Raw genomic sequence first — 21,016 nt, 5'->3', positions numbered from 1 at the left:
TCCTTACAGTTTTTTTGCATGAGATAAATATAGATTGGGAATATGAACAGCACATGAACGAGAAATTACATTACTTTTTAGGGAGGTATATATGGAAAATTGTTCCTTTTCCTAATTGGCTTTCAACATCTATTTGTCCATCATGCAGCTCAATAATTTTCTTGGTAATTGCAAGTCCTAAGCCACTACTAGCTTCTTTACGGCTCCTAGCTTTATCTGCTTTATAGAAACGTGTGAATATATGAGGTAAATCATTTTTCGAGATACCAATCCCTGTATCCTTGAACTGAATGCAATAGCCATTTTCTCTTTTCGACAGATTTATGAAAATCGCCCCACCTTTTTCAGTGAATTTGATGCTGTTCACAAGCAAGTTGGTCCAAACTTGATGGAGCAGTTGCTCATCCGCATAAATCGGTGCAGAAGTAAGGTCCAGTTCCACAGTTAAGTCTTTTTCACGCCAGCTCCATTCAGTCATAAATAACACTTGTTTTATCTGAGTCGCAACATCAAAGGTATGTTGATTTAATATTTCTTTTTCTTTATCTAAGGAAGCGAGTGTTAGCAATTGTTTACTCATTTGGGACAACCGCCGGCTCTCATTTTCTATAATGGATAAGTAATGCTGACGCTTGTCTTCAGATAGTTCCTTAGATTGCAACGTTTGTGAGAATCCCTGAATAGAAGCGAGTGGTGATTGTATTTCATGGGAAACATTAGAAACGAATTCCTGGCGCATCAGGTCCAGTTGCTCTAGATTGTTTGCCATTTTTGTAAAGTGATTGGCTAATTCCCCAATTTCATCACGTAATTTTACGTTTAATTGAATATTATATTTTCCTTTAGCAATTTGTTTTGTAGCTTGAGTTAGTGTAACAATAGGCTTTACAAGATAACGGGTGCTAACCAACACAGTCAGAATACTGAGAAGAACGGTCAAAAAAAGAATCAAAGCAAAAAAGATTCGTAATTCTCCAAATTGAAGCTCCGTATTAGGACGGAAAAATAAGGCATAGTTATTCCCCTTACCCGTCACTGGAACTCCGATCGTATTGACAAGTGCGTTATCAAAAAAGCCAGTGAACAAACCTTTTGAAGAAAACTGAGAAATTCCATGATAGACATGACCATCTAAAACCGATTCAACGACCTGATGACTTAACTCTTTATTTCTGAATGAACCACCAAAAAAAATGCCCTTCCCTTGCTCATCAACTAAATAAATTTGATAGCCCAATTCACCGATATTTGTTAAATAGTCATCTAAATCATCCATTGAGCTACTTTCATAAAAGGTTTTAACCTCTTCAGCCATACGGGTTAATTTTTTATCATTGTAGGGTTTCAGACTGTACTGATAATAGGCATTGGAGATGAGAAAAGCGACTGCACTACTGAAAACCATGACAACAACTGTGGTCATAACAATCTTCAAATAGAGTGATCTCACTTTTTCCCCACCTCCAACTTATAGCCAACGCCCCGAATGGTTTTAATATGAAAGTCATCTGTAGCAGAAAAACGGCTTCGCAGCCTTTTGATATGAACATCTACTGTTCGATCATCTCCTTCAAAATCCGTTCCCCAAACCAAATAGATTAATTCTTCCCGTGTAAAAATGCGACCTGGGTAGCTTGCAAGCTGAGACAATAATTCAAACTCCTTCATAGGTAGCAATAGTAATTTGTTGTGACAATGCACTTCATAGCTTTTTCGATTTATAACAGTATTATTGAGATGGATCTTTTCTGAATTCACCATTTTATATCGTCGTAGCAGTGCTTTTATACGAAATATTAATTCTTTTGGCTCGAAAGGTTTGGTCAGGTAGTCATCTGCACCGGCAGAAAACCCTTTTTCCTTATCAACTAGCTGGTCTTTTGCTGTAAGTAAAATAACAGGAAAGTCATAGTACTTCCTGATTTCCTCACACAGTTGCAGACCATTCTTATGAGGCATCATAACGTCAACTATAGCTAAATGAACTTGTTTTTTTGCCAAAATCAAAGAAGCTTCCTCGCCATCTAAAGCCTCAAAGACTCGATAGCCTTCTACCTGTAGGCTATGTGTCAGTAATTCAAGAATGTGTCGATCATCATCAACAATCAGTATATTCAACATGAGAAGACTCCTATCAATCATATCATTTTCTCTAGCTCATTGGTGCTTGTTCACTTACTATCATAGCCCTTAGCTTTTAGAGAGTAAAACTCGGTTATTAGGTAAATAAAGATATCAATTTAATGTAAGTATGTCTTTATTTTATAAAAAACACACCTTCATTTTTCGTGTTTCAAGAAAGCCATCAACAACATATCCATTCTTTACCCAAAAACAAAAATAAACGATAAATCGAGTGAAGAAAAAGAACACACAAAATATACCAAAGGTCTACAACCCTTGGTATCATTGATGCGGCCGAGAGGACTTGAACCTCCACGGGTTATTCACCCACTAGGCCCTCAACCTAGCGCGTCTGCCATTCCGCCACGACCGCATGTATGATGTGCTTATATATCAATAAGTGCACTGTTTGAAAAAAACAATGCGGGTGAAGGGACTTGAACCCCCACGTCATAAAGACACTAGATCCTAAGTCTAGCGCGTCTGCCAATTCCGCCACACCCGCGTGACAATGGTGAGCCATGAAGGACTCGAACCTTCGACCCTCTGATTAAAAGTCAGATGCTCTACCAACTGAGCTAATGGCTCATCTGCTATGCAGCAGAAAAACATATATAAAATGGCTGGGCTAGCTGGATTCGAACCAACGCATGACGGAGTCAAAGTCCGTTGCCTTACCGCTTGGCTATAGCCCAACGAATCAAAAAACAAAACATGACCCGTACGGGATTCGAACCCGTGTTACCGCCGTGAAAGGGCGGTGTCTTAACCGCTTGACCAACGGGCCAGATAAATGGCGGAGAAGGAGGGATTTGAACCCTCGCGCCGCTTGCGCGACCTACACCCTTAGCAGGGGCGCCTCTTCAGCCACTTGAGTACTTCTCCATTATGGCTCCGCAGGTAGGACTCGAACCTACGACCGATCGGTTAACAGCCGATAGCTCTACCACTGAGCTACTGCGGAATGATAAGGCATGTTTCATTATATCTATGCCAGAAAAATGTGTCAAGAATTTTTAAGCGTTTCATTCCTGCTCCATTTGCGACGGCTTTTATAATTTAACATATACTTATATAACAGTCAAGCCTTTTCCCCTTCCTTTTTGTTTTCTGTTTATATGGAAGAAAGAAAGACCTCGACCTCTTAATGGGAGACCAGGGCCTCCTTGATGGGCTTTCCCATAAATTTCATTCCTTTTAGATCACAGCCTTTAGCTATACAATGCCCGTGAACACAGTGTGTACTTGTGATACTGTCTTTTTCATTCAGATGGGCGCAGACTCCTATAGTGACAGTTTCTTCATCAGCATAAAGAACCCTGGCAAATTTCTTTTGTAAAAAGCGTGTGTACTTGATCTTCAAATGTTCGGATCTCCTGCATTTTGATACATCCATACTGCTTTTTTATCATGCAACTTCCATGGTGTAAAACTTTCTTTCCTTTTTTGCTTGCACTTCCTTTACAAGCAAAAAACGTGCCAACATCATGACATATTGAAACTTCGGCTTTAGACGATTCAAACCGTTTAAAAAAGCGACAAAATGTGACTTGTGTCTCTCTTTGTCTCAATATGTCTACTTCCTCTCCTACATATATGACGATGTTTCATTTAATTGGACATAAAAAAGCATCCCCATAGCGGAATGCTTATCATACTGAATCGATCGTACGATGCCACTTCAATTTCCCTTTGCAGACGCCGCACATATAGCGAGAGGTATCAAACCGTCTTTTCCTTATAAAATGTTGGCCGCATCCTGTACAAACGTAGTCATGTCGTTTCTGCACACGTCGCTTGTTTTGTAAGTCTCTTAACGGTGTACAAAAGCGCGGGGCTCCTACCTGTTGCAATAACTCTTTAAACTCACGATCACGATGCTGATATCCCTTTCCCTCAATATGAAGGTGATAATGACACAGCTCGTGCTTAATGATACCAATCAATTCATCTTTTCCATACTCCTCTAAATACCGACGATTCAGCTCAATGTCATGTGTACCAAGTAAATATCTCCCACCTGTCGTTTTTAAATGATCATTAAAAACAGCCTTGTGGCGAAACTTTTCTCCGAAAAACTGCTGAGATATTTGCTCTGTTAACTGTTGCAATTCCGAGTGGTTCAATCAAGATCGTTCCTTTCTGTAAAAACATCGAACGGGACAATTTCCCCTTTGCATACATTGAAGGTACATCCACTGTTTCGATCAAAGGAGGAATGGGCGATGCCCAACTGGCTGAAAAATCAGATGCAGAAGGCATTTTATGAAAAAAATCATTACCAAATCAAATTGCTGAATCAATGCTGGTACTTCTATAGAAAAAAACATTCAGTCACATCAAGGCACACCCCATCCTAAGGTGCGCCTCGTTTTTTGTTTACTCTGGTTTCAGCATGGAAAGGGCAACGCGGCCTTTTGCTGGGTCAACGGAGTCGACCCAAACGGTTACAATGTCACCGACTGACACAACGTCAAGGGGATGCTTCACAAAACGGTTGCTTAGTTTTGAAATATGGACAAGTCCATCCTGCTTCACGCCAATATCAACAAATGCTCCGAAGTCCACGACGTTTCTCACCGTTCCTTGAAGCTCCATCCCTTGGTTCAAGTCCTCCATTTTCAATACATCTGTTTTTAAAAGCGGTTTTGGTACTTCATCCCGCGGATCACGCTCAGGCCTTGTCAGCTGATCTATGATATCCTGAAGTGTAATTGAACCAATTTGAAGCTGCTCTGCTGCTTCGTCCAGCTTCACCTCAGCGATTTTCTCTTTTAATTGTTCTGTTCCAAGATCCTCTGGCGTCATCTTGATCATATGTAAGAGCTGTTTTGTTTCTTTATAGCTTTCAGGGTGAATGCCTGTGCGATCAAGCGGATCTTTTCCGTCTGCAATGCGCAAAAAGCCAATACACTGCTCATATGTCTTAGCGCCAAGTCTTGGAGTATCTTTCAGCTCTTTTCTGCTTGTGAATCTGCCAATTTCTTCGCGGCGCTTTACAATATTTCCTGCTACGGCTTTTGAAAGGCCTGATACATATTGCAGCAGCGCCTGTGAAGCTGTATTGACGTTCACACCGACTTGGTTTACGACCATCTCCACAACGAAGGTTAACGAGCTGTTTAATTGCTTTTGACTAACATCGTGCTGGTATTGGCCCACCCCGACAGATTTCGGATCAATTTTCACAAGCTCAGCTAAAGGGTCTTGTAATCTTCTCGCGATTGAAATGGCACTTCTTTCTTCTACTTGCAGGTCTGGAAACTCTTCTCTCGCTAGCGCAGACGCAGAGTATACACTTGCCCCTGCTTCATTCACGATCAAATAGGACACCGGCTGATCCAGCTCTTGAATCAGGTCTGCGATGAATTGTTCCGTCTCTCTTGAGGCTGTTCCGTTTCCGATCGCAATGACTTCAATGTTTGATGATTGAATCATTTCTTTTACTTTTTGTTTGGCTTCCGCTTTGTTCTGTACGGGTGGATGCGGGTAAATCACGCCAATATGATGGACTTTTCCTGTATCATCAACGACTGCTAACTTACAGCCTGTTCGAAATGCAGGATCCACTCCTAGTACGCGTTTCCCTTTCATTGGTGGCTGAAGCAGCAGCTTTCTTAAGTTTTCAGCGAAAATATGAATGGCTTGCTCCTCTGCTTTTTCTGTAAGCTCTTTTCGTATTTCACGTTCAATCGAAGGCTGAATGAGGCGTTTATATGCATCATCAATTGCCGCTTCAATATACGGTCTCGCTGTCGTTTGCTTAGCCTTTATGACTTGTTTGTCGAGGTAGAAACGAATATTTTCAGCAGGTGGTGCAATCGTTGCTTTTAAGATTCCTTCTTTTTCTCCTCGGTTGACCGCAAGTATACGATGGGGCACTATCTTTTTGATCGGCTCTTGATAGTCATAATACATTTCATAGACGTTTTTCTCATCGTTTTCAACGTCTTTTCCTGAAGTCACAAGATTGCCCTTTTGGTAGGTTTCACTGCGAATCCATTTGCGCATATCAGGATCATCTGCCAGCTGTTCAGCAATGATATGCTGAGCGCCCTCAAGTGCTTCTTCTACACTTGTCACTTCTTTTTCTTCGCTTATAAATGCAGCCGCTTTCTTTCGTATATCATCCTGCGGCAACTTGAGCAAATATTCTGCTAACGGCTCTAGCCCTTTTGCTTTGGCTACATTTGCCTTGGTTTTGCGCTTTTGTTTGAATGGTCTATATAAATCTTCGACCTCCTGCAGTTTATGCGCTTGTTCGATCTTCAGTTTTAATTCATCGGTCAATTTGTCTTGGTCACCGATTAAGCGAATGACTTCTTCTTTTCGGTTCGTGACATTTTGAATATATGTATAGCGTTCGGAAATAGTTTGAATTTGCACCTCGTCCAGTGAACCTGTCTGCTCTTTCCGGTAGCGTGCAATAAACGGGACGGTGTTGCCATCCTCTAATAACTGGATCACACTTTCAATTTGTTTTGTTGAAAGCTTTAATTCTGTCGCAATTTGTTTCAATAAAAAGTCAGATGTCTTCATTCTTTGCATCCTCTCACTGTGTCTTCTCTTTTAGTGTATCAAAAAAACCGGCAAAATAGAAAAAGGTCAGCTATTTCATATGAGCTGACCAAGTACATAGGTGAGATCGTCCTTCTTTTCTTGTGTATACGTTTCAAGTTGTTGTGCGATGTCTGTCACTGAATGGCTATGCTTTAAACACATTCGCATGTTTGGCACATTCAGTCCGTCTGAATACATAATGAATGTCGATCCTTTTTCGTAGGAATAGGTGTATATTTTATATTTTCTAGGTTTACCTGATAAGTATCCTGATGTCGGAAGTGGATAAATATAGTCGCCAGAAGGTGCATTCAAGATAAATCGGATATTACCAACCGAACAATAGGTAAATTGCTGCTGGAAAAAATTCACCTTTAATATGGCAACAGTGGCCCCGCGTTTATTTTTCATGGCCTGATTGCATCTGTCGATGAGGGTCGTCACATCCTCATGTCCATATTCTTCGACAATTTCGCTGACTAAAGAAGATGATTCATTGGCGAACTGGCCGCTGCCTAATCCGTCTGCTACAGCACAAATTAGTTCTGCATCATCTGCTTTAATAAAAAAACTGTCCCCGCAGCATGATTTCCCTTCTTTATTCGATTGATAGATTATAGTATTCACATGCTCCTGCTTTTCAATCTGCTTCATTACCCTAGCTCCATAGACGCATCTTCTGATAATGCATCTCGTAACTTTTTAACTGCCTTCCGCTGCAGTCTCGATACATGCATTTGGGATATGCCGAGTAAATCGCCTGTTTCTTTCTGACTTTTATTTTGCAGATAAGTGAGGTTGATAATCTCTTTTTCTCTATCAGTCAGAACATGAAGCACACTCTCAAGCATCATTTTTTGGTTCACGCGTTCGTAGCCTTCTTCCTGTGAGCCGACGACGTCTAAAATGGTGACGGTACTTCCTTCAGAATCAGCCTCTACACCTTGGTCAACAGACAGTGCTTGATAGCTTTTGCCCATCTCGATAGTTTCAAGTACTTCTTCTTCTGTCACATCTAGATAATCTGCAATTTCTTGTACTTTAGGTGACTTTTGTGTTTCTGTTGTCAGATGATCGACTGCCATTTTGATTCTCGGTCCAAGCTCTTTAATCCGCCTTGGTACATGGACACTCCATGTCTTGTCACGTAGAAAGCGTTTGATTTCCCCGATAATGGTTGGAATCGCAAAGGCTTCAAATGATTTACCGACAAGCGGGTCGTATCGCTTAATTGCGCCGAGTAAACCAATCATTCCAACTTGCCTAAGGTCCTCATGAAAGCTTTTCCCTTTAGAATATTTCTTTGCCAGCATATCAACGAGGTTTGTGTAGCATTTGACAAGCGTAAGCTGCGCCTGCTCGTCTTGATTGGTTTGATAGCTTTGGATGAGGCGATCCACTTCATCTTTAGTTAGTTTCATAGTTTTGGATGGTTGCGTCATGGTCAACTCGCTCCCTGTTTAAAAACTTTGTCATTACCACGGTAACTCCCGAGTTTGCTTGCACCTCGACTTCATCCATTAATGTTTGCATTAAATATAAACCAAGACCTCCTTCTGCCAATTGATCCACCGTATGAGCAGATGTGTACGGCCCTAGGTCTTCCTTCTTTTGTTTAAAGTCAAAGCTACCGCCTTTATCAGCGACAATGATTTCTATACGATCCTCATAGACAAGAAAGCGAACTGCTACCTCTCCATCCTCGCCATTTTCATCTTTGTAGGCATGCTGAACTGCATTTGTACAGGCCTCACTGACGGCAATTTTTAAGTCCTCAATCTCTTCATAGGCATAACCCATTCGGCTTGCTACGCCTGAAAGGGTCAGACGAATGATGCCTACGTATTCTGGTTTCGCCGGTATTTTCATCTCGATTAGATCTACTGATTCGTTCATTGTACCCCACCCTCTGACTTTGCAGAAATGTCAATAATGTCCTTTAATCCAGTAATTTCAAACAACCTTATCAGCCGTTCCGACAAGTTCTTAAGCTTCAATGTTCCACCTGCTTTTTGAGCCGCTTTGAACAGCCCAACAAATACACCTAAACCTGTACTATCCATATAAGAAACATCCTTCAAACAGATTTCAAGATGCTCCCCTTGCTCTGCTTTAGGCATAAGCGTTTCTCTTAGCTCAGGAGCAGAGTACACATCGATTTCCCCGCTGACACTAATTCTTGCCCTATGATCTATTTGATGCTCTTTTACAGACATATTCATTATGCATTCACCTCGAAATTCTTGTTTCCTAAAGTTTTACATACCCGCATATTCAGTTTCTAAACTTTTCTTTTGAGAACAAGTAAAGTAAAGTCATCGTGAAGCTGAAAGTCTTGCAGTTTGAGTAAGCTCGCATAGATGGCATCCACCATTTCCTGAGCTGAGTAGGATAGGTGCTCTGATATGAGCGCTTTGATATCTTCCCGATCTAAGAAGCCGTCCTCTGACTTGGATTCTGTTACACCATCAGAGAATAAGATGACCATATCTCCTACGTCCAAATGCTTCTCATACTGCCTGTAATCAAATTCTGGTGCGATTCCAAGGACAAGTCCTTTCGCATTTAAATCGTAAAGTTGATTCTCTTTTTTGCAATAGAAAAAGCCCGGCTCATGACCAGCCGATGCATATTTAAATTCATGCGTTTCTGTATTATAACTGCCATAGAACATGGTGATAAACATACTTGGGTCTACGTTTTGCTCGACAACACGATTAAGGGTTTTCAGCACTTTTGTTGGACCGCTTCCTGACTCAGGCAAGGAATCCATCGCATATTTAATCATCGACATACAGAGCGCAGCCGGAATTCCCTTTCCAATGACATCTGCGATCGCGATATTGATCGTATCGTGATCAGCAACAAAGTGGTAATAGTCTCCACTCATCTGTTTGGCCGGCACACTAATTGCACCGAGATCAAATGTGTCTCCTTCTGGAATTTTCGTTTCCAGAAGGGTTTGCTGAACATTTGCAGCAATTTCAATTTCTGATTTTATTTCTTGCTGGATACCTCTAAGTGTTAAATGTTCTTGATAGGCTAGTCCGTACCCGATCATGACTTCAATTAAGAAGTCTAGTGAATGAAAGACATCTTTCGGCAAATCAGGGTAAAGTTCCTGAATCACTTTTCGGTGAACACTCACTATTTCTTCAGGAGGTATTTGATGCTCAATGGTTTTTCGGCTGAATTTTTGAGCTTGATAAAGCGATGTTTCAGTTAAATCACTGATATAACGACTGAGCAGCTGATGATATCGCTGCTCCATTACCTCCTTAAAGTCCATAGTTTCCCTCCTAGCGAAGCCACTTGACAGCTTGTATCTCCGTTCCTTGTTCTGGTGCAGAATCTAATGTAAAATCATCCATCAGCCTTTTGACTCCCGGAAGACCTGCTCCGAGACCGCCTGATGTAGAAAATCCGTCTTCCATGACCTTGCGTATATCTATAATGCCAGGCCCCTCATCGGCTGCGGTGACTTTGAGTCCATGCTTTCCACGCTCCATCACTTCTTCTATACAAACCTGACCCTTACCAGCGTATAAATAGATGTTTCGAGCTAATTCTGAAATGACCGTCGTAATTCTTGCTTGATCAACTGTTCCAAAACCAAGCTCTTTTGCAACATTTCGCCCTAATTGTCTTGCGGCGACTATGTCCCATTCCGTCAATATTTTTACACAGGATTGGTCTTTCATATCTATTCCCCCAATTCCCGCTTCAGTGTCTCAAGCCCTTGTTCAAGATCTAGTGCTGTCTGAATTTCTTCCAGCGATATACCAAGTTCTATGAGCGTTACAGCGACTGCAGGTTGTATTCCTGTTAATACAACCTTTGCCCCCATGAGCTTGGACATCGTGATGACATCCCCTAATACTTTTGCAATAAATGAATCAATCATATCAACAGACGTTAGGTCAATGACAACACCATTTGCTCCTGTTTCGTGGATTTTGTTCAGCAAGTCTTCTTGAAAGTGAAGAGCTGTTTGGTCATCAAGCTCCCACTGTATTGAAACCAGAAGACAGTTATATAGTTTTAAGATCGGAATCTTCGGGTGATTTCTCACTAGGTGATCCCTCCAATGAAACAATTTTTCGATTTGTCATTTCTAAAGCCGTTTGAATTCCTTTTTGAAGGGTATTCTTTGTTGTAACCTGAGATAAATCAATTCCGAGGTTGACGATGGTTTGGGCGATTTCTGGACGAATCCCGACCAACAAGCACTTCGCACCTACTAATCTCACAGCCTCGGACGCTTGAATGATATGGTGTGCGACCATAGTATCAACGACAGGGACACCCGTAATATCAATCAAGACAACCTGTGAACGATGTTTCACGACACCATTTAACAGGTTCTCCATAATTTTTTTCGCACGTTCTGTATCAATTGTTCCAACTAGTGGCATGACGGTGATGTGCTCAAATACCGGGATCAGCGGTGCAGAAAGTTCCTGCAGCGCAATTTTTTGAAGGTTCACAGTTTTCTCCCATGAAATGGAATATTGATTCAATATCTCGTGATGAATCGGTGTGATGAAACGATCAATTTGCCAGATGAGGTCATGACTCTCTTCTGATGTGTCTTTATCATTGTTCATTTTTTGATATAAGTTGGTTCGGATTTCCGTTAGACCATTTGCCAATAACTTAAGTGACATACCCATTTGAACAATTTTTAAAGCAAGAGTTTGCACGTTTTCTTCAAGATCCTCTGCATACCTATCTGAAAGGGATGTAATGATCAGCTGAACATATTCCGCAGAGATGGTTTCGTACATTTTGTCGTTTAGCATCATGTCCGTTTCTTCTTGTCCGAGTCGTTTAAAAATGTCCGTCCACTCTTTTTCTAATTCCTTTTGATGCTCTCTTGCGAAAGCTAACACGATATGATTCGACATGATTTACCCCCTACGTTCCTATAAAGCACTACTTTTATTCTCTCTTCATTATAGCGTTAATAAAAAATGAACACAAAAAAAGTTGCTCACAAGAGAGCAACCAAATCTCATCATATTAAAAATCAATAAGAGCCAAACTAACTTGTAAGGCTTCATCTACCTTCTCCATCATTTCATCATCAAGATGTGTGATTTTATCTGTCAATCTTTGTTTATCGATCGTACGAATCTGCTCCAAAAGAATGACAGAATCTCGTTCAAAGCCGTAGCGCCTTGCATTAATTTCGACGTGAGTGGGTAATTTCGCTTTTTGTATTTGGGCTGTTATGGCTGCAACGATAGCAGTCGGGCTAAAGCGATTTCCAATGTCATTTTGGATCACCAATACTGGGCGAACCCCGCCCTGCTCAGAGCCAACAACAGGAGATAAATCAGCAAAGTAAACATCACCGCGTTTAACAATCAAATGTTTAACCCCCGCTGACTAATCGCTCAACTGTATTCTCAGCCTCAAATTCTGCGTATTGTGCCTCTGAAGAGATATTCAGATTAATTTTCGCCATCTCCATGTAGCCGCGTCTCATCGATTCACGATTTTGTCGAATATTACGTTCACGAATATACGTTTTTGTCGCTCGGTAGATCAATTCATTTCTTGTTACCTTATCCTGCTCTGCTACTCGTTCGATTTCAGACATTAAAGCCTCCGGTAGTCTAATCTTCATTTCGTTTGCGCTGGATTCAGACAAAAAACATACACCTCCACAAAACTTACGGATACCGTTTCGATCCATTCCAAGACTAATCATACCATTAATCAATGCACAAGCAAAGCTGTTTTTTCATGATTTCTTATTAAAACATGAAGCAGTCGGCCACCCGTAAATCAAGGTGATAATGGAGTTCTCTTTCCCATTATACGCTTTTTTCCGAAAATCATACGGTATTTCCAAAATCTCTAAAAAAGGGAGAATCTTTATTCCTTCTCTGTAGAATAAAAGAGAACAATGTCAGTATTGGACATCGTTCCGACAAACCACTTATAAAAAGCTTGGCCCGCCTTGAAGCAGTGGATTGCGCACATGAACCCTTTTGCCGTCTTCCATATAGACTCTTGGGACCCGGTGACCAATAGAGCATGTGACCTCATAATTAATGGTATCTAGCCTTTTGGCCACTTCATCAACTGATACCTTTTCTCCGCCTTGTGCACCAATAAGAACAACTGGCTCACCTGCTGGAGCATCCTCTTTCAATTCAACCATGAATTGATCCATACATATCCTTCCGGCGATCTTCCGGCGCTTTCCACCAACTAGCACTTCCGTTCCCGCCAGCTTTCGGATCCAGCCGTCTGCATAACCAACTGGAACCGTGCCAATCCATGTATCCTGATTGGCTGTATAGGTCGCTCCATAGCTGACACTTTCACCCTTTTGAATGAGCTTCACATTCGCCAGCTTCGTATGAAGAGACAATGCTTCTTCCAGTTTAAAAGGCAATTCATCTTTGATTTCCTCTGACGGTGACAGCCCGTACATACTGATCCCAAACCGAACCATATTAAACAAGACTTCTTTGAACCGCAATCCCGCTGCACTGTTGGCACAATGAACGAGCAGTTTGTCCGTATGAAGCGGCTGAAGCAATGTTTTAAAGGTGTCTACCTGCATATCAAAGTAGTCCTCATCCTTTTCATCCGCTGTCGCAAAGTGAGTAAATACACCTTCCAGCTGTAAATAAGAATGATTGATGGCTAGCTCTTTTACTTCGTTCACTTGCTCTAACGTTTTAACACCTAAACGATTCATTCCGCTATCAATTTTCAAGTGGAAACGAATAGGTTGTCCAATATGCTCTTTCACTACTTTGACGACTTCCCTCAGCCAATAGATGGAGTAAGCGGTTATGATCACATTGTATCTGACGGCGACTTTGACATACTCTGGCGGCACTGCACCGAGCACAAGAATTGGTGCTTTGATGCCTCTATTTCTTAAAGAAATGGCCTCATCTAAAAAGGCTACGGCTAACAAGTCTGCACCTGTTCTGAGGGCAGCTCTTGCCACTTCTATATCACCATGTCCATATGCATTGGCTTTCACAACAGCCATTAATTGAACTTTTTGACCGATATGGTCTTTCATATGTGAAACATTATGCTTAATTGCTGTTAAGTCAATTTCTGCCCATGTGTCTCTATAAAAGGCATTTGTGTCCATCAGTCACACTTCCCTATTGAATGATTCAATCCCTTCATTATGATACTAAAAATCAAGAATAATGTGAAACGAATCAAAGAAAATCAGCCCTGCACAGGGCTGATTTTTCCATTTTCAAGGCCTCCCATGAGATATTCATTTATTTGGCTGACTGTCCTTCTACACTTTTTGCGACCATTAAGAGTTCTTCCTTGGATAAATCACTTGAGGAAATTAAATAGTCGACTCCGTCAGATGTCCATGAGAGAGATTGATCCGTTAGAACACCAACTGTCATGCCAAGATCAACTGGCTCCCCGTTCATCGTCACAGGCGTAGACGCTTCTGCCACTCGCGCTTTTTCCTGAATGAGTGTGAAGGATTTCTTCCCGCCATACGTAATCACATATCGTTTCCCAGCGTCTGTTGTCATTTCTTTCTCTTCCATCTTCTTCACGCCCTCTGGCATATCAACTGGTGTTTTCATAGCAAAGCTATCAGATGGGTCTGCACTTGTGGTGACATCCATTTGGGAGAGCGTCATGTTTTTCTTCTCATCAAATGCATCTTTGTCAAAAGATTTATTGAATTCAAAGTGAGAGAATTCTACTTTCACCATTGGCTTTTTGTCGGTATCCAGTACTTTCACACTGGCAGGCGCCATTGTTTTTTTATGAAAGGTAATCTCTTGAGTAGGCAGCATTTGATTGTGCTGATAATTGGTTTTCGTTTCGAAAATATACTTTGACTCTTTCGCTTTGAACTGAGCTGTACTATCATTTTTAATGTCTTTCACTAGTGATTCAAACAAATAGACCTGACTGCTATTATTCGGCCAATCACTATGGAATCGGAAACTTTTGTTCAATGAAGGTGTCAGCACAAACACACCATTACCATTTCTTAAAATGACTTGCCTCTGATCCTTTTGTGGATTTTCTAAATAGACACGGTAAAGCTCCGGCTTCTTGTACCAAATTTCTACCTGGTACTCCTGTGGATCATTTCCTGTCTCAATGGTCATTTTTGCTTTGGCTTTGTATGATGTCATTTCCTCTGCCTTTTTGTTTAAGTTTCCAACGATATCCTGCTGGGATTTTTGACCGCATGCGGAAAGAATCAGTACAAAAAGGATCCCCGTTACAAGCAAAACAAAGCTTTTTCTCACCCTTTTCAACCCCTTCGTTAATTGTGTTAAAAGGAAGAAACCGCTTGTTTGACTTTAACAGTACGCCTAAAGAGTCAACTGCGTACCGCGAACCATCAAAGCCTGTTAGCAACTCGCCCTTCCTTATCGCACTACCCAATATATGAGGGAGGGACAAACAATATGCAGACTAGCTTGACAACCTTTCAATTAAAACTTGCGCAGCAGCATATTCCTTTGTGTGTGTAAAGGATACATGAACCTTGTCTTCCTTCGTTTTCTCGCTTTTGATGAAAGGTTGTCCGTTATCGTCTTTTTGTATCTCTATGTCATGAAAGCTTAAATACTGACCGATCCCCGTACCGTACGCTTTTGAGAAATCCTCCTTAGCCGCAAAGCGTCCTGCTAAAACTCCAACTTCTCTTTTCACTTAGTTTGCGAAACACATCCTGTTCACTTAAAGTCAGAATTCGTTCTGGAAACGAGACTTTCTACTGAGCACTCGTGACAGCCGGTCGATCTCTACAATATCAATGCCAATTCCTATGATCATGAGGTACCTCCTATGATACTCGTACTATTTTGGATGTTCGCTTCATAAACGTGTTACTATAAACTTACCATTATCTAGTCAAAAGGGGTTTGTTATGTTTATTCGAACGGAGAGCTTTCAACAATTTATTAGATCGTATCCAATCGTAACAGCGATCCTTGTATTGCAAATAGGCTCTTGGCTTTTATTTGCTATACCTATTCCTATTATACAGCTTGGGCAAGACCATCTTGTCGGTTTCAATTATGGTGTAGCAGAAGGAGAATGGTGGCGGCTCATTACCCCTATTTTTCTCCACGGGAGTCTGACGCACATTTTGTTCAATTCAATGTCACTGTTCCTATTTGCTCCAGCACTTGAATATTTGGTTGGTAAGGTTCGGTTTCTGATTATTTATCTTGGTGCAGGGTTCATTGGTAATCTCGGAACCTATTGGGTTGAGCCTTTAGAATATGTACATGTCGGAGCTTCTGGCGCCATATTTGGTTTGTTTGGCGTTTATCTGTATCTTGTCCTGTTTAAACCTCACATGATGGACCGCGGCAATTCTCAGGTCATCTTAACGATTCTAGGTGTCTCTGTCATCATGACGTTCGTCAATTCGAACATTAACATCATGGCTCACTTATTTGGATTAATTGGCGGCATGATTCTAGCCCCAATCACCCTATTCTTCCATTCCAAAAAGAGACGCTATTAATCTCATAAAAAATGTCGATCACTCCTTTTGATGGGAAGCTGATCGACATTTTTTCGTTTTAAGAAGATTTGTTTGTTTCATAGGAATACCAATCAAATATACGTGCAGCATCTTCTTCTTCAAGATGATGTACACCAAAGGAATCAAGCAGTGCAGAGGATTTCACAAAGGTGTGAATACTCGCCACTCGGCCTTTCTTCTGGAAGTAAGATTGGGTTATCGTATAGTTTTGCATTCGTTTTCTCAATACAATTCCGGTGGTTTTGCCGATGCCTCTTGTCGTTAACTGAATCAATTGATCTTTGATCACATACCCTGATTGCTTATAGGCTAAATACCCAAAGAACAAGGCAAATGGTAATGGAATCAGCGCCAAATAACCCCATGGCGGAAAGCGTACTGACAGAATCACACCTACGAGTAATGGAACAAATCCATATGAGATCAGGTAGCGTTTGAGCGAACGCTTGGGGACCTTTTTCAGCTCTGCTTCTGGTTTTAGATGATATTGATCTGTAAATTGAGATAACAATTCATTGATGTTTTTCTTCCGTATCAGTGGAAATAAGACAGAAGAGGTTTCTTTATCTGTAATAGAGCCTCCTGCACTAACAAGCATCACCGTCGCAAAACCAAAAGGTTCACGGAGAATGTTTTCTTTGATTTTCACTGCTTGAATTCTCCCAAGCGGAATGGTCATTTGATGCCTCTCAATGAGTCCTCTTGTAATGATGATGTCATTCCCTTTTCGTTTTGCAGCAAAATTCGCATATTGGAGCGCTGTCAACCCAATACTGAGTAGCCACGCAATCAATACCACCAGAAAAATGAGAATGGCGTAAATTTCAATACTCGCATGACTTAAAAAGGAGAATTGCTTCGCGAACCCGTCCAAAGGAAGAATTTCATCTATTTGTGTGTAGATAGCGAGACAACCCGAAATAATCACACCGATTCCGCTGGAAGTCGTAGCCGCCAAAAGAAGCTCTGGCACACCCATAAGATAGGAAACATTCACTTCTCCCTCCACAGGTTTATGCGAAGTCAGATGATCATGCGGTACATCACTATTTTCATCTGCTGCCTCTCCTTCTTGCTGCAAGCTTTTCTTCCGGTTAAAAATCGACTCTTTCAATTGTTCTGCTTCCGCTTTTGTAATCGCCGTCAGGCTCACTTCTGGACCATCCGTCCCGCCTGCCGTTTCAATTTGAACTCGCATTAAACCGAAAATCCGCTGAAAGATGCCTTCACTTGTATTGACCGTTTGAATTCGTTCTAACGATATATATTTTTTCTTTTTCGTGATAACACCTGATTCCACTCGAAATTCATCGTCTTCCATTCGGTAAGTAAATCGTCTCCACTCTAAAAGGGTTAAAACAGCTCTCCATAAAAGGAGCGCACCAAGAATGATAAATGCATAAAAGCGAATACTCGAATTCGAGTTTACAAAAATAAGCACGAAAAAAGGGATAATGAAGTTTTTGATCATGGATACGGCATCTGATATAAAATCAATGAACATCGAGATAGGATGTACACGTTTTGGTTCAGACATCATCTTCAGTCACCCTTGCTAAACGAGATATGTAATCACAAAGCTCATCTGCCTCTTCTAATTCTAGTGCTGGAATATCGTGAACTGTAGCAGCAGTAGAGATTTGAACAGATGCCAAACGGTAGCGTCTTAAAAGCGGTCCTTGCGATGTATCGACGTGCTGGACACGAACCATTGGCACAATCACACGTGTGACACGAATCAGCCCATGCTGTATTTCAATTTCATTTTCGAATACTTCATAGCGCCAGATGTGATGACGAATTTTCGGTATGATCCAGATTCCGAAAATGACTTGTAATATCCACACTCCAATAAGGATGACACCAATCCAATATGGCCAGTGGAAATAATAACTAGCAAAAAACACCCCAATCATGATGAGTAAGAATATCAATGAGATAATTCCATTTTGAAGGCGCCATACCTTTAATCCATTTAAACTAATTTGACGTTGCGGCTGTTTTCTCACATTCTTCCCCCATTCTCTTACTTTTCTATCAATATATTACGAAACAAAGCCTAAAAAGTTTCAATAAACCTGTTAGATAAACCTGTTAAAAAAGCGAACCCTGCAAAGGATTCGCTTTTGTATGTTAGTTGTTATAAGATTTCTTTTGACGACGATCGTTAGAAGAACGATTGCGGTCATTTGAAGAACGCTTTTTATCACCGTAAGATGAACGGCTGTTCTTACCTTTTCCACGGTAACCTCCACCACCGCCGTCTCTACGTTTAGAAGAGCTACGGTTGTTACGATGACGTTTTGAAATCATTGGTGCTTCATCTGTTAAACGAACAGGCGTTGCATCTGGTTCTTTTGTCATCATTTTGATGGCAGCCGCCACCACTGTGACAGAATCATGATCTTCTAGCAATTCAGCAGCCGCTGTCATGTAGAAGTTTAAGTTGTTTTCACTAATGATTGTGCGTAGACGGTCAACCGTTACTTGCTGTTGTCCTTCAATTGCCTCGTCTAACGTTGGCTCTTTCATACGATCCATTTTACGTTTAGTCGTTTGCTCAATTGCACGAAGCATATCTTTTTCACGTGGTGTGATAAATGTCATTGCCATTCCTGTACGTCCAGCACGGCCTGTACGTCCAATACGATGTACGTAGCTTTCTGGATCCTGTGGCACGTCGAAGTTATACACGTGTGTAACGCCTGAGATATCTAGTCCACGTGCTGCAACGTCTGTTGCCACTAGTACATCGATAGAACCTTCTTTGAATTTACGAAGAGCAACCATACGTTTCGCCTGAGTCAGGTCACCATGAATTCCTTCAGCTGTGTAGCCTCTAAGGTTAAGTGCTTCTGTCAATTCGTCAACACGGCGCTTGGTACGGCCGAATACAATTGAAAGCTCTGGTGATTGAATGTCAAGAAGACGTGTCAATGTATCAAACTTTTTACGTTCGTGGATATCCAAGTAGAACTGTTGGATGTTAGATACTGTCATTTCTTTCGCTTTTACTTTTACATGTTCTGGGTTTGTCATGAAACGCTCTGCAATGCGCTTAATTGGTGCAGGCATTGTCGCAGAGAATAAAAGTGTTTGGTGTTCACTTGGTACATTTGAAAGGATCGCTTCAATATCTTCGATAAAACCCATGTTTAGCATTTCGTCTGCTTCATCAAGCACAACGGTTTCAACATTTTGAAGACGCATTGTACGACGGTTAATGTGATCGAGTAAACGTCCTGGAGTTCCTACGATGATATGAGGATTTTTCTTGAGCGAACGGATTTGGCGGCCGATATCTTGTCCACCGTAAATCGGAAGTACACGTGCACGCTTGTCTTGGCCGATTTTATATAGCTCTTCGGATACTTGAATAGCTAATTCTCTTGTTGGCGCAATGATAATCGCTTGGATATTAGGAGACGCTGGGTCGATTTTTTCAACCAGAGGAATACCAAATGCTGCGGTTTTTCCTGTTCCTGTTTGTGCTTGTCCGATGACATCTTTATTTTGAAGACCGAGAGGAATCGTTTCTGCTTGAATCGGTGTTGCTTCTTCAAATCCCATGCGGTTAATAGACTTCATGAGACTTTCGCTTAATTGAAAATCTTGAAACGTTATAGTCAATTTATTCAAACTCCTTCTAATTGCTGTTTCAGTAATCTCGTGAATGATCATTAAAAACTGCCCTTTTCTGAAAGGACAGGTCCATTATATACAAAGCCCGAATTACCCTACATTATATCTTACCATTACACTATTTGTTTTTCAACAAGACAGAAATGGATATATCTACTGCTCCACAATGACAGATTCACCTTCGCTCTAATCTCAATCCATCCATTTCCACTTTTCTAACCATTTGATCTTTCCGTTATCCAATATTCGCAAGACCCGCTTCTCATACTGCCGCCTTGATATGGCTCGTTAAAATATTCCCGTCCTGACGATATTGAAATAAGGATCCTTCCGATAATTCCCCATTGCTGGAATTAGACTGGAGATAAAGGTTTTACCATCATATTGAAACAACCGAATCGACCAACTTTTCTTCCCTATTGTAACATAGGCCTGTCACTCATTCGACAAAATTGTTGCAGATTTTAACAAGCGGGGTTCGATTTATATTAGTTTAGCCACATTCTACTTTTCTATATACTAAATTGCTTTTAAAAAAATGGTTCTACCTTCTCAAACAATTACTGTGCACAGGGCTCATGACAGACATGATGTTTACAATCACCCAAATACAACTTTTCTTTCTGACGAGACGGGATTATAAATTCTGCACTAGGGGCGGGAATAATCCCATCGCTTTCACCTTGAAACGATTAAGACCGGTATATGAAGCTTCTCAAGGACAGCAGCTGATAGCGGCGTACTCGATAGCTTATGACGATACCGATCATACAAAGGATTCGTATCAATCAACCCTAAAAAGGACTCTTGTGTCTTGAATCATTTGTTTTCGGTTCACATATTTGGCCGCTGCACTTAAAAGAACAAGGCGGCAATAAGATAGCTAAGTAAGAGGCAATCACCCCGCCCATTGAAAAGCCGACCAAGTAAATGGTGTCACATGTTGATAGAGGGAAAGGATTTCTAGTTTAGCTGTCGAGATCCACTCTTGATAGAGATACCTTTTAGCTGAAGCTCCTCACCATGACCCGGAAGCGTGACAGAATGCAAAATCCAATCTGTCGTCCTCCTTTAAATACTGCGCCAGTGGTTCTACTTTATAAGGGACACCTGTAAAAACGTGAATACATAGACAGCCAATCATATTCTGTATCACCTTCT

21 protein-coding genes, 7 tRNA genes and 3 pseudogenes are annotated in these 21,016 nt (G+C 41.2%); 2 read left to right on the top strand and 29 right to left on the bottom strand.

Features of this window, described 5'->3' with window-relative positions; genetic code table 11:
• Positions 1–70 precede the first annotated feature (70 nt).
• The 11 genes and pseudogenes from LC033_RS02215 to LC033_RS02165 form a co-directional block, all read right to left on the bottom strand.
• Positions 71–1,450 (bottom strand): HAMP domain-containing sensor histidine kinase, encoded by a 1,380-nt coding sequence (locus LC033_RS02215; RefSeq protein ID WP_226566643.1) that lies wholly within the window; start codon positions 1,448–1,450, stop codon positions 71–73.
• The gene (locus tag LC033_RS02210; RefSeq protein ID WP_226566642.1) at positions 1,447–2,121 is read right to left on the bottom strand and encodes a response regulator transcription factor; all 675 of its coding nucleotides are present in this window, start codon (positions 2,119–2,121) and stop codon (positions 1,447–1,449) included. The genes LC033_RS02215 and LC033_RS02210 overlap by 4 nt, the downstream gene beginning before the upstream one ends.
• Before the next feature lie 292 nt (positions 2,122–2,413).
• Positions 2,414–2,497 (bottom strand) — tRNA-Leu (locus tag LC033_RS02205).
• A 49-nt stretch (positions 2,498–2,546) separates the two neighbouring features.
• Positions 2,547–2,629: transfer RNA gene (locus LC033_RS02200), tRNA-Leu, on the bottom strand.
• Positions 2,630–2,636: 7 nt separating this feature from the next.
• A tRNA-Lys gene (locus LC033_RS02195) sits at positions 2,637–2,712 on the bottom strand.
• A gap of 32 nt (positions 2,713–2,744) precedes the next feature.
• Positions 2,745–2,819 (bottom strand) — tRNA-Gln (locus LC033_RS02190).
• A 20-nt stretch (positions 2,820–2,839) separates the two neighbouring features.
• Positions 2,840–2,911, bottom strand: a tRNA-Glu gene (locus tag LC033_RS02185).
• A gap of 7 nt (positions 2,912–2,918) precedes the next feature.
• Positions 2,919–3,009, bottom strand: a tRNA-Ser gene (locus LC033_RS02180).
• Between the two features lie 4 nt (positions 3,010–3,013).
• A tRNA-Asn gene (locus LC033_RS02175) sits at positions 3,014–3,088 on the bottom strand.
• Between the two features lie 225 nt (positions 3,089–3,313).
• A pseudogene (locus tag LC033_RS02170) lies at positions 3,314–3,516 on the bottom strand (thiamine pyrophosphate-dependent enzyme); the annotation flags it as partial.
• Positions 3,517–3,776: 260 nt separating this feature from the next.
• Positions 3,777–4,250 carry a SprT family protein gene (locus tag LC033_RS02165; protein ID WP_226566641.1) on the bottom strand — a complete coding sequence of 158 codons (474 nt, stop codon included), beginning with the start codon at positions 4,248–4,250 and terminating at the stop codon, positions 3,777–3,779.
• A 99-nt stretch (positions 4,251–4,349) separates the two neighbouring features.
• Between LC033_RS02165 and cmpA the strand changes: the two genes are divergently transcribed.
• Complete coding sequence (gene cmpA, locus LC033_RS02160) at positions 4,350–4,484, top strand: cortex morphogenetic protein CmpA (protein WP_008346893.1); 135 nt, start codon at positions 4,350–4,352, stop codon at positions 4,482–4,484.
• A gap of 19 nt (positions 4,485–4,503) precedes the next feature.
• Here cmpA and LC033_RS02155 read toward each other — a convergent pair whose 3' ends face one another.
• The 14 genes and pseudogenes from LC033_RS02155 to acpS all read right to left on the bottom strand — a co-directional run bounded on the left by LC033_RS02155 (position 4,504) and on the right by acpS (position 15,492).
• Entirely contained in the window at positions 4,504–6,663 is a 2,160-nt protein-coding gene (locus tag LC033_RS02155) for a Tex family protein (protein ID WP_226566640.1), read from the bottom strand.
• Positions 6,664–6,738: 75 nt separating this feature from the next.
• The gene (locus tag LC033_RS02150) at positions 6,739–7,338 is read right to left on the bottom strand and encodes a PP2C family serine/threonine-protein phosphatase (protein WP_226566639.1); all 600 of its coding nucleotides are present in this window, start codon (positions 7,336–7,338) and stop codon (positions 6,739–6,741) included.
• Positions 7,338–8,126, bottom strand: coding sequence for an RNA polymerase sigma factor SigB (gene sigB, locus LC033_RS02145; protein WP_226566638.1), 789 nt, complete (start codon positions 8,124–8,126; stop codon positions 7,338–7,340). The genes LC033_RS02150 and sigB overlap by 1 nt, the downstream gene beginning before the upstream one ends.
• Complete coding sequence (gene rsbW, locus LC033_RS02140) at positions 8,092–8,580, bottom strand: anti-sigma B factor RsbW (RefSeq protein ID WP_226566637.1); 489 nt, start codon at positions 8,578–8,580, stop codon at positions 8,092–8,094. The genes sigB and rsbW overlap by 35 nt, the downstream gene beginning before the upstream one ends.
• Positions 8,577–8,906, bottom strand: coding sequence for an anti-sigma factor antagonist (locus LC033_RS02135; protein ID WP_226566636.1), 330 nt, complete (start codon positions 8,904–8,906; stop codon positions 8,577–8,579). The genes rsbW and LC033_RS02135 overlap by 4 nt, the downstream gene beginning before the upstream one ends.
• A gap of 59 nt (positions 8,907–8,965) precedes the next feature.
• Positions 8,966–9,973: a phosphoserine phosphatase RsbU gene (locus LC033_RS02130; RefSeq protein ID WP_226566635.1), complete on the bottom strand. Its 1,008-nt coding sequence runs from the start codon at positions 9,971–9,973 to the stop codon at positions 8,966–8,968.
• A gap of 10 nt (positions 9,974–9,983) precedes the next feature.
• Positions 9,984–10,385, bottom strand: coding sequence for an anti-sigma regulatory factor (locus LC033_RS02125; protein ID WP_226566634.1), 402 nt, complete (start codon positions 10,383–10,385; stop codon positions 9,984–9,986).
• Positions 10,386–10,387: 2 nt separating this feature from the next.
• Positions 10,388–10,756 carry an RsbT antagonist protein RsbS gene (gene rsbS / locus LC033_RS02120; protein WP_226566633.1) on the bottom strand — a complete coding sequence of 123 codons (369 nt, stop codon included), beginning with the start codon at positions 10,754–10,756 and terminating at the stop codon, positions 10,388–10,390.
• Positions 10,716–11,591, bottom strand: coding sequence for an RsbT co-antagonist protein RsbRA (gene rsbRA / locus LC033_RS02115; protein WP_264188597.1), 876 nt, complete (start codon positions 11,589–11,591; stop codon positions 10,716–10,718). The genes rsbS and rsbRA overlap by 41 nt, the downstream gene beginning before the upstream one ends.
• 115 nt (positions 11,592–11,706) lie before the next feature.
• Positions 11,707–12,057 (bottom strand): type II toxin-antitoxin system endoribonuclease NdoA, encoded by a 351-nt coding sequence (gene ndoA / locus LC033_RS02110; RefSeq protein WP_226566632.1) that lies wholly within the window; start codon positions 12,055–12,057, stop codon positions 11,707–11,709.
• A 4-nt stretch (positions 12,058–12,061) separates the two neighbouring features.
• Complete coding sequence (locus LC033_RS02105; protein ID WP_226566631.1) at positions 12,062–12,340, bottom strand: antitoxin endoai; 279 nt, start codon at positions 12,338–12,340, stop codon at positions 12,062–12,064.
• Positions 12,341–12,631: 291 nt separating this feature from the next.
• The gene (gene alr / locus LC033_RS02100) at positions 12,632–13,813 is read right to left on the bottom strand and encodes an alanine racemase (protein ID WP_226566630.1); all 1,182 of its coding nucleotides are present in this window, start codon (positions 13,811–13,813) and stop codon (positions 12,632–12,634) included.
• 139 nt (positions 13,814–13,952) lie between these two features.
• A complete protein-coding gene (locus tag LC033_RS02095; protein WP_226566629.1) occupies positions 13,953–14,969 on the bottom strand; it encodes an outer membrane lipoprotein-sorting protein in 1,017 nt (338 codons plus the stop codon).
• A gap of 160 nt (positions 14,970–15,129) precedes the next feature.
• Positions 15,130–15,492 (bottom strand): annotated as a pseudogene (gene acpS, locus LC033_RS02090) (holo-ACP synthase).
• A gap of 94 nt (positions 15,493–15,586) precedes the next feature.
• On the opposite strand from acpS, the gene LC033_RS02085 reads away from it, so the two are divergent.
• Positions 15,587–16,192, top strand: coding sequence for a rhomboid family intramembrane serine protease (locus LC033_RS02085; protein ID WP_226566628.1), 606 nt, complete (start codon positions 15,587–15,589; stop codon positions 16,190–16,192).
• Positions 16,193–16,250: 58 nt separating this feature from the next.
• Here LC033_RS02085 and LC033_RS02080 read toward each other — a convergent pair whose 3' ends face one another.
• The 4 genes and pseudogenes from LC033_RS02080 to LC033_RS02065 all read right to left on the bottom strand — a co-directional run bounded on the left by LC033_RS02080 (position 16,251) and on the right by LC033_RS02065 (position 20,999).
• Positions 16,251–17,753 carry a PH domain-containing protein gene (locus tag LC033_RS02080; protein WP_226566627.1) on the bottom strand — a complete coding sequence of 501 codons (1,503 nt, stop codon included), beginning with the start codon at positions 17,751–17,753 and terminating at the stop codon, positions 16,251–16,253.
• Entirely contained in the window at positions 17,743–18,222 is a 480-nt protein-coding gene (locus tag LC033_RS02075; protein ID WP_226566626.1) for a PH domain-containing protein, read from the bottom strand. Before LC033_RS02075 ends, LC033_RS02080 begins: the two co-directional genes overlap by 11 nt.
• Positions 18,223–18,346: 124 nt before the next feature.
• Complete coding sequence (gene cshA, locus LC033_RS02070; RefSeq protein ID WP_376776391.1) at positions 18,347–19,843, bottom strand: degradosome RNA helicase CshA; 1,497 nt, start codon at positions 19,841–19,843, stop codon at positions 18,347–18,349.
• Positions 19,844–20,415: 572 nt separating this feature from the next.
• A pseudogene (locus LC033_RS02065) lies at positions 20,416–20,999 on the bottom strand (alpha/beta hydrolase).
• Positions 21,000–21,016: the final 17 nt, after the last annotated feature.

This window comes from Bacillus stratosphericus, from assembly GCF_020524495.1.
GTDB lineage: Bacteria > Bacillota > Bacilli > Bacillales > Bacillaceae > Bacillus > Bacillus stratosphericus_B.
The sequence above is the reverse complement of the archived record's forward strand: the minus strand, read 5'-3'. Positions and strand labels throughout refer to the sequence as shown.

What these genes read in the sequence shown, in the direction of transcription:
- LC033_RS02210 (WP_226566642.1), bottom strand. Translation starts at nt 2,121, where the DNA reads ATGTTGAATATACTGATTGTTGATGATGATCGACACATTCTTGAATTA.
- cmpA (WP_008346893.1), top strand. Translation starts at nt 4,350, where the DNA reads ATGCCCAACTGGCTGAAAAATCAGATGCAGAAGGCATTTTATGAAAAA.
- LC033_RS02155 (WP_226566640.1), bottom strand. Translation starts at nt 6,663, where the DNA reads ATGAAGACATCTGACTTTTTATTGAAACAAATTGCGACAGAATTAAAG.
- LC033_RS02150 (WP_226566639.1), bottom strand. Translation starts at nt 7,338, where the DNA reads ATGAAGCAGATTGAAAAGCAGGAGCATGTGAATACTATAATCTATCAA.
- sigB (WP_226566638.1), bottom strand. Translation starts at nt 8,126, where the DNA reads ATGACGCAACCATCCAAAACTATGAAACTAACTAAAGATGAAGTGGAT.
- rsbW (WP_226566637.1), bottom strand. Translation starts at nt 8,580, where the DNA reads ATGAACGAATCAGTAGATCTAATCGAGATGAAAATACCGGCGAAACCA.
- LC033_RS02135 (WP_226566636.1), bottom strand. Translation starts at nt 8,906, where the DNA reads ATGAATATGTCTGTAAAAGAGCATCAAATAGATCATAGGGCAAGAATT.
- LC033_RS02130 (WP_226566635.1), bottom strand. Translation starts at nt 9,973, where the DNA reads ATGGACTTTAAGGAGGTAATGGAGCAGCGATATCATCAGCTGCTCAGT.
- LC033_RS02125 (WP_226566634.1), bottom strand. Translation starts at nt 10,385, where the DNA reads ATGAAAGACCAATCCTGTGTAAAAATATTGACGGAATGGGACATAGTC.
- rsbRA (WP_264188597.1), bottom strand. Translation starts at nt 11,591, where the DNA reads ATGTCGAATCATATCGTGTTAGCTTTCGCAAGAGAGCATCAAAAGGAA.
- alr (WP_226566630.1), bottom strand. Translation starts at nt 13,813, where the DNA reads ATGGACACAAATGCCTTTTATAGAGACACATGGGCAGAAATTGACTTA.
- LC033_RS02085 (WP_226566628.1), top strand. Translation starts at nt 15,587, where the DNA reads ATGTTTATTCGAACGGAGAGCTTTCAACAATTTATTAGATCGTATCCA.
- LC033_RS02080 (WP_226566627.1), bottom strand. Translation starts at nt 17,753, where the DNA reads ATGATGTCTGAACCAAAACGTGTACATCCTATCTCGATGTTCATTGAT.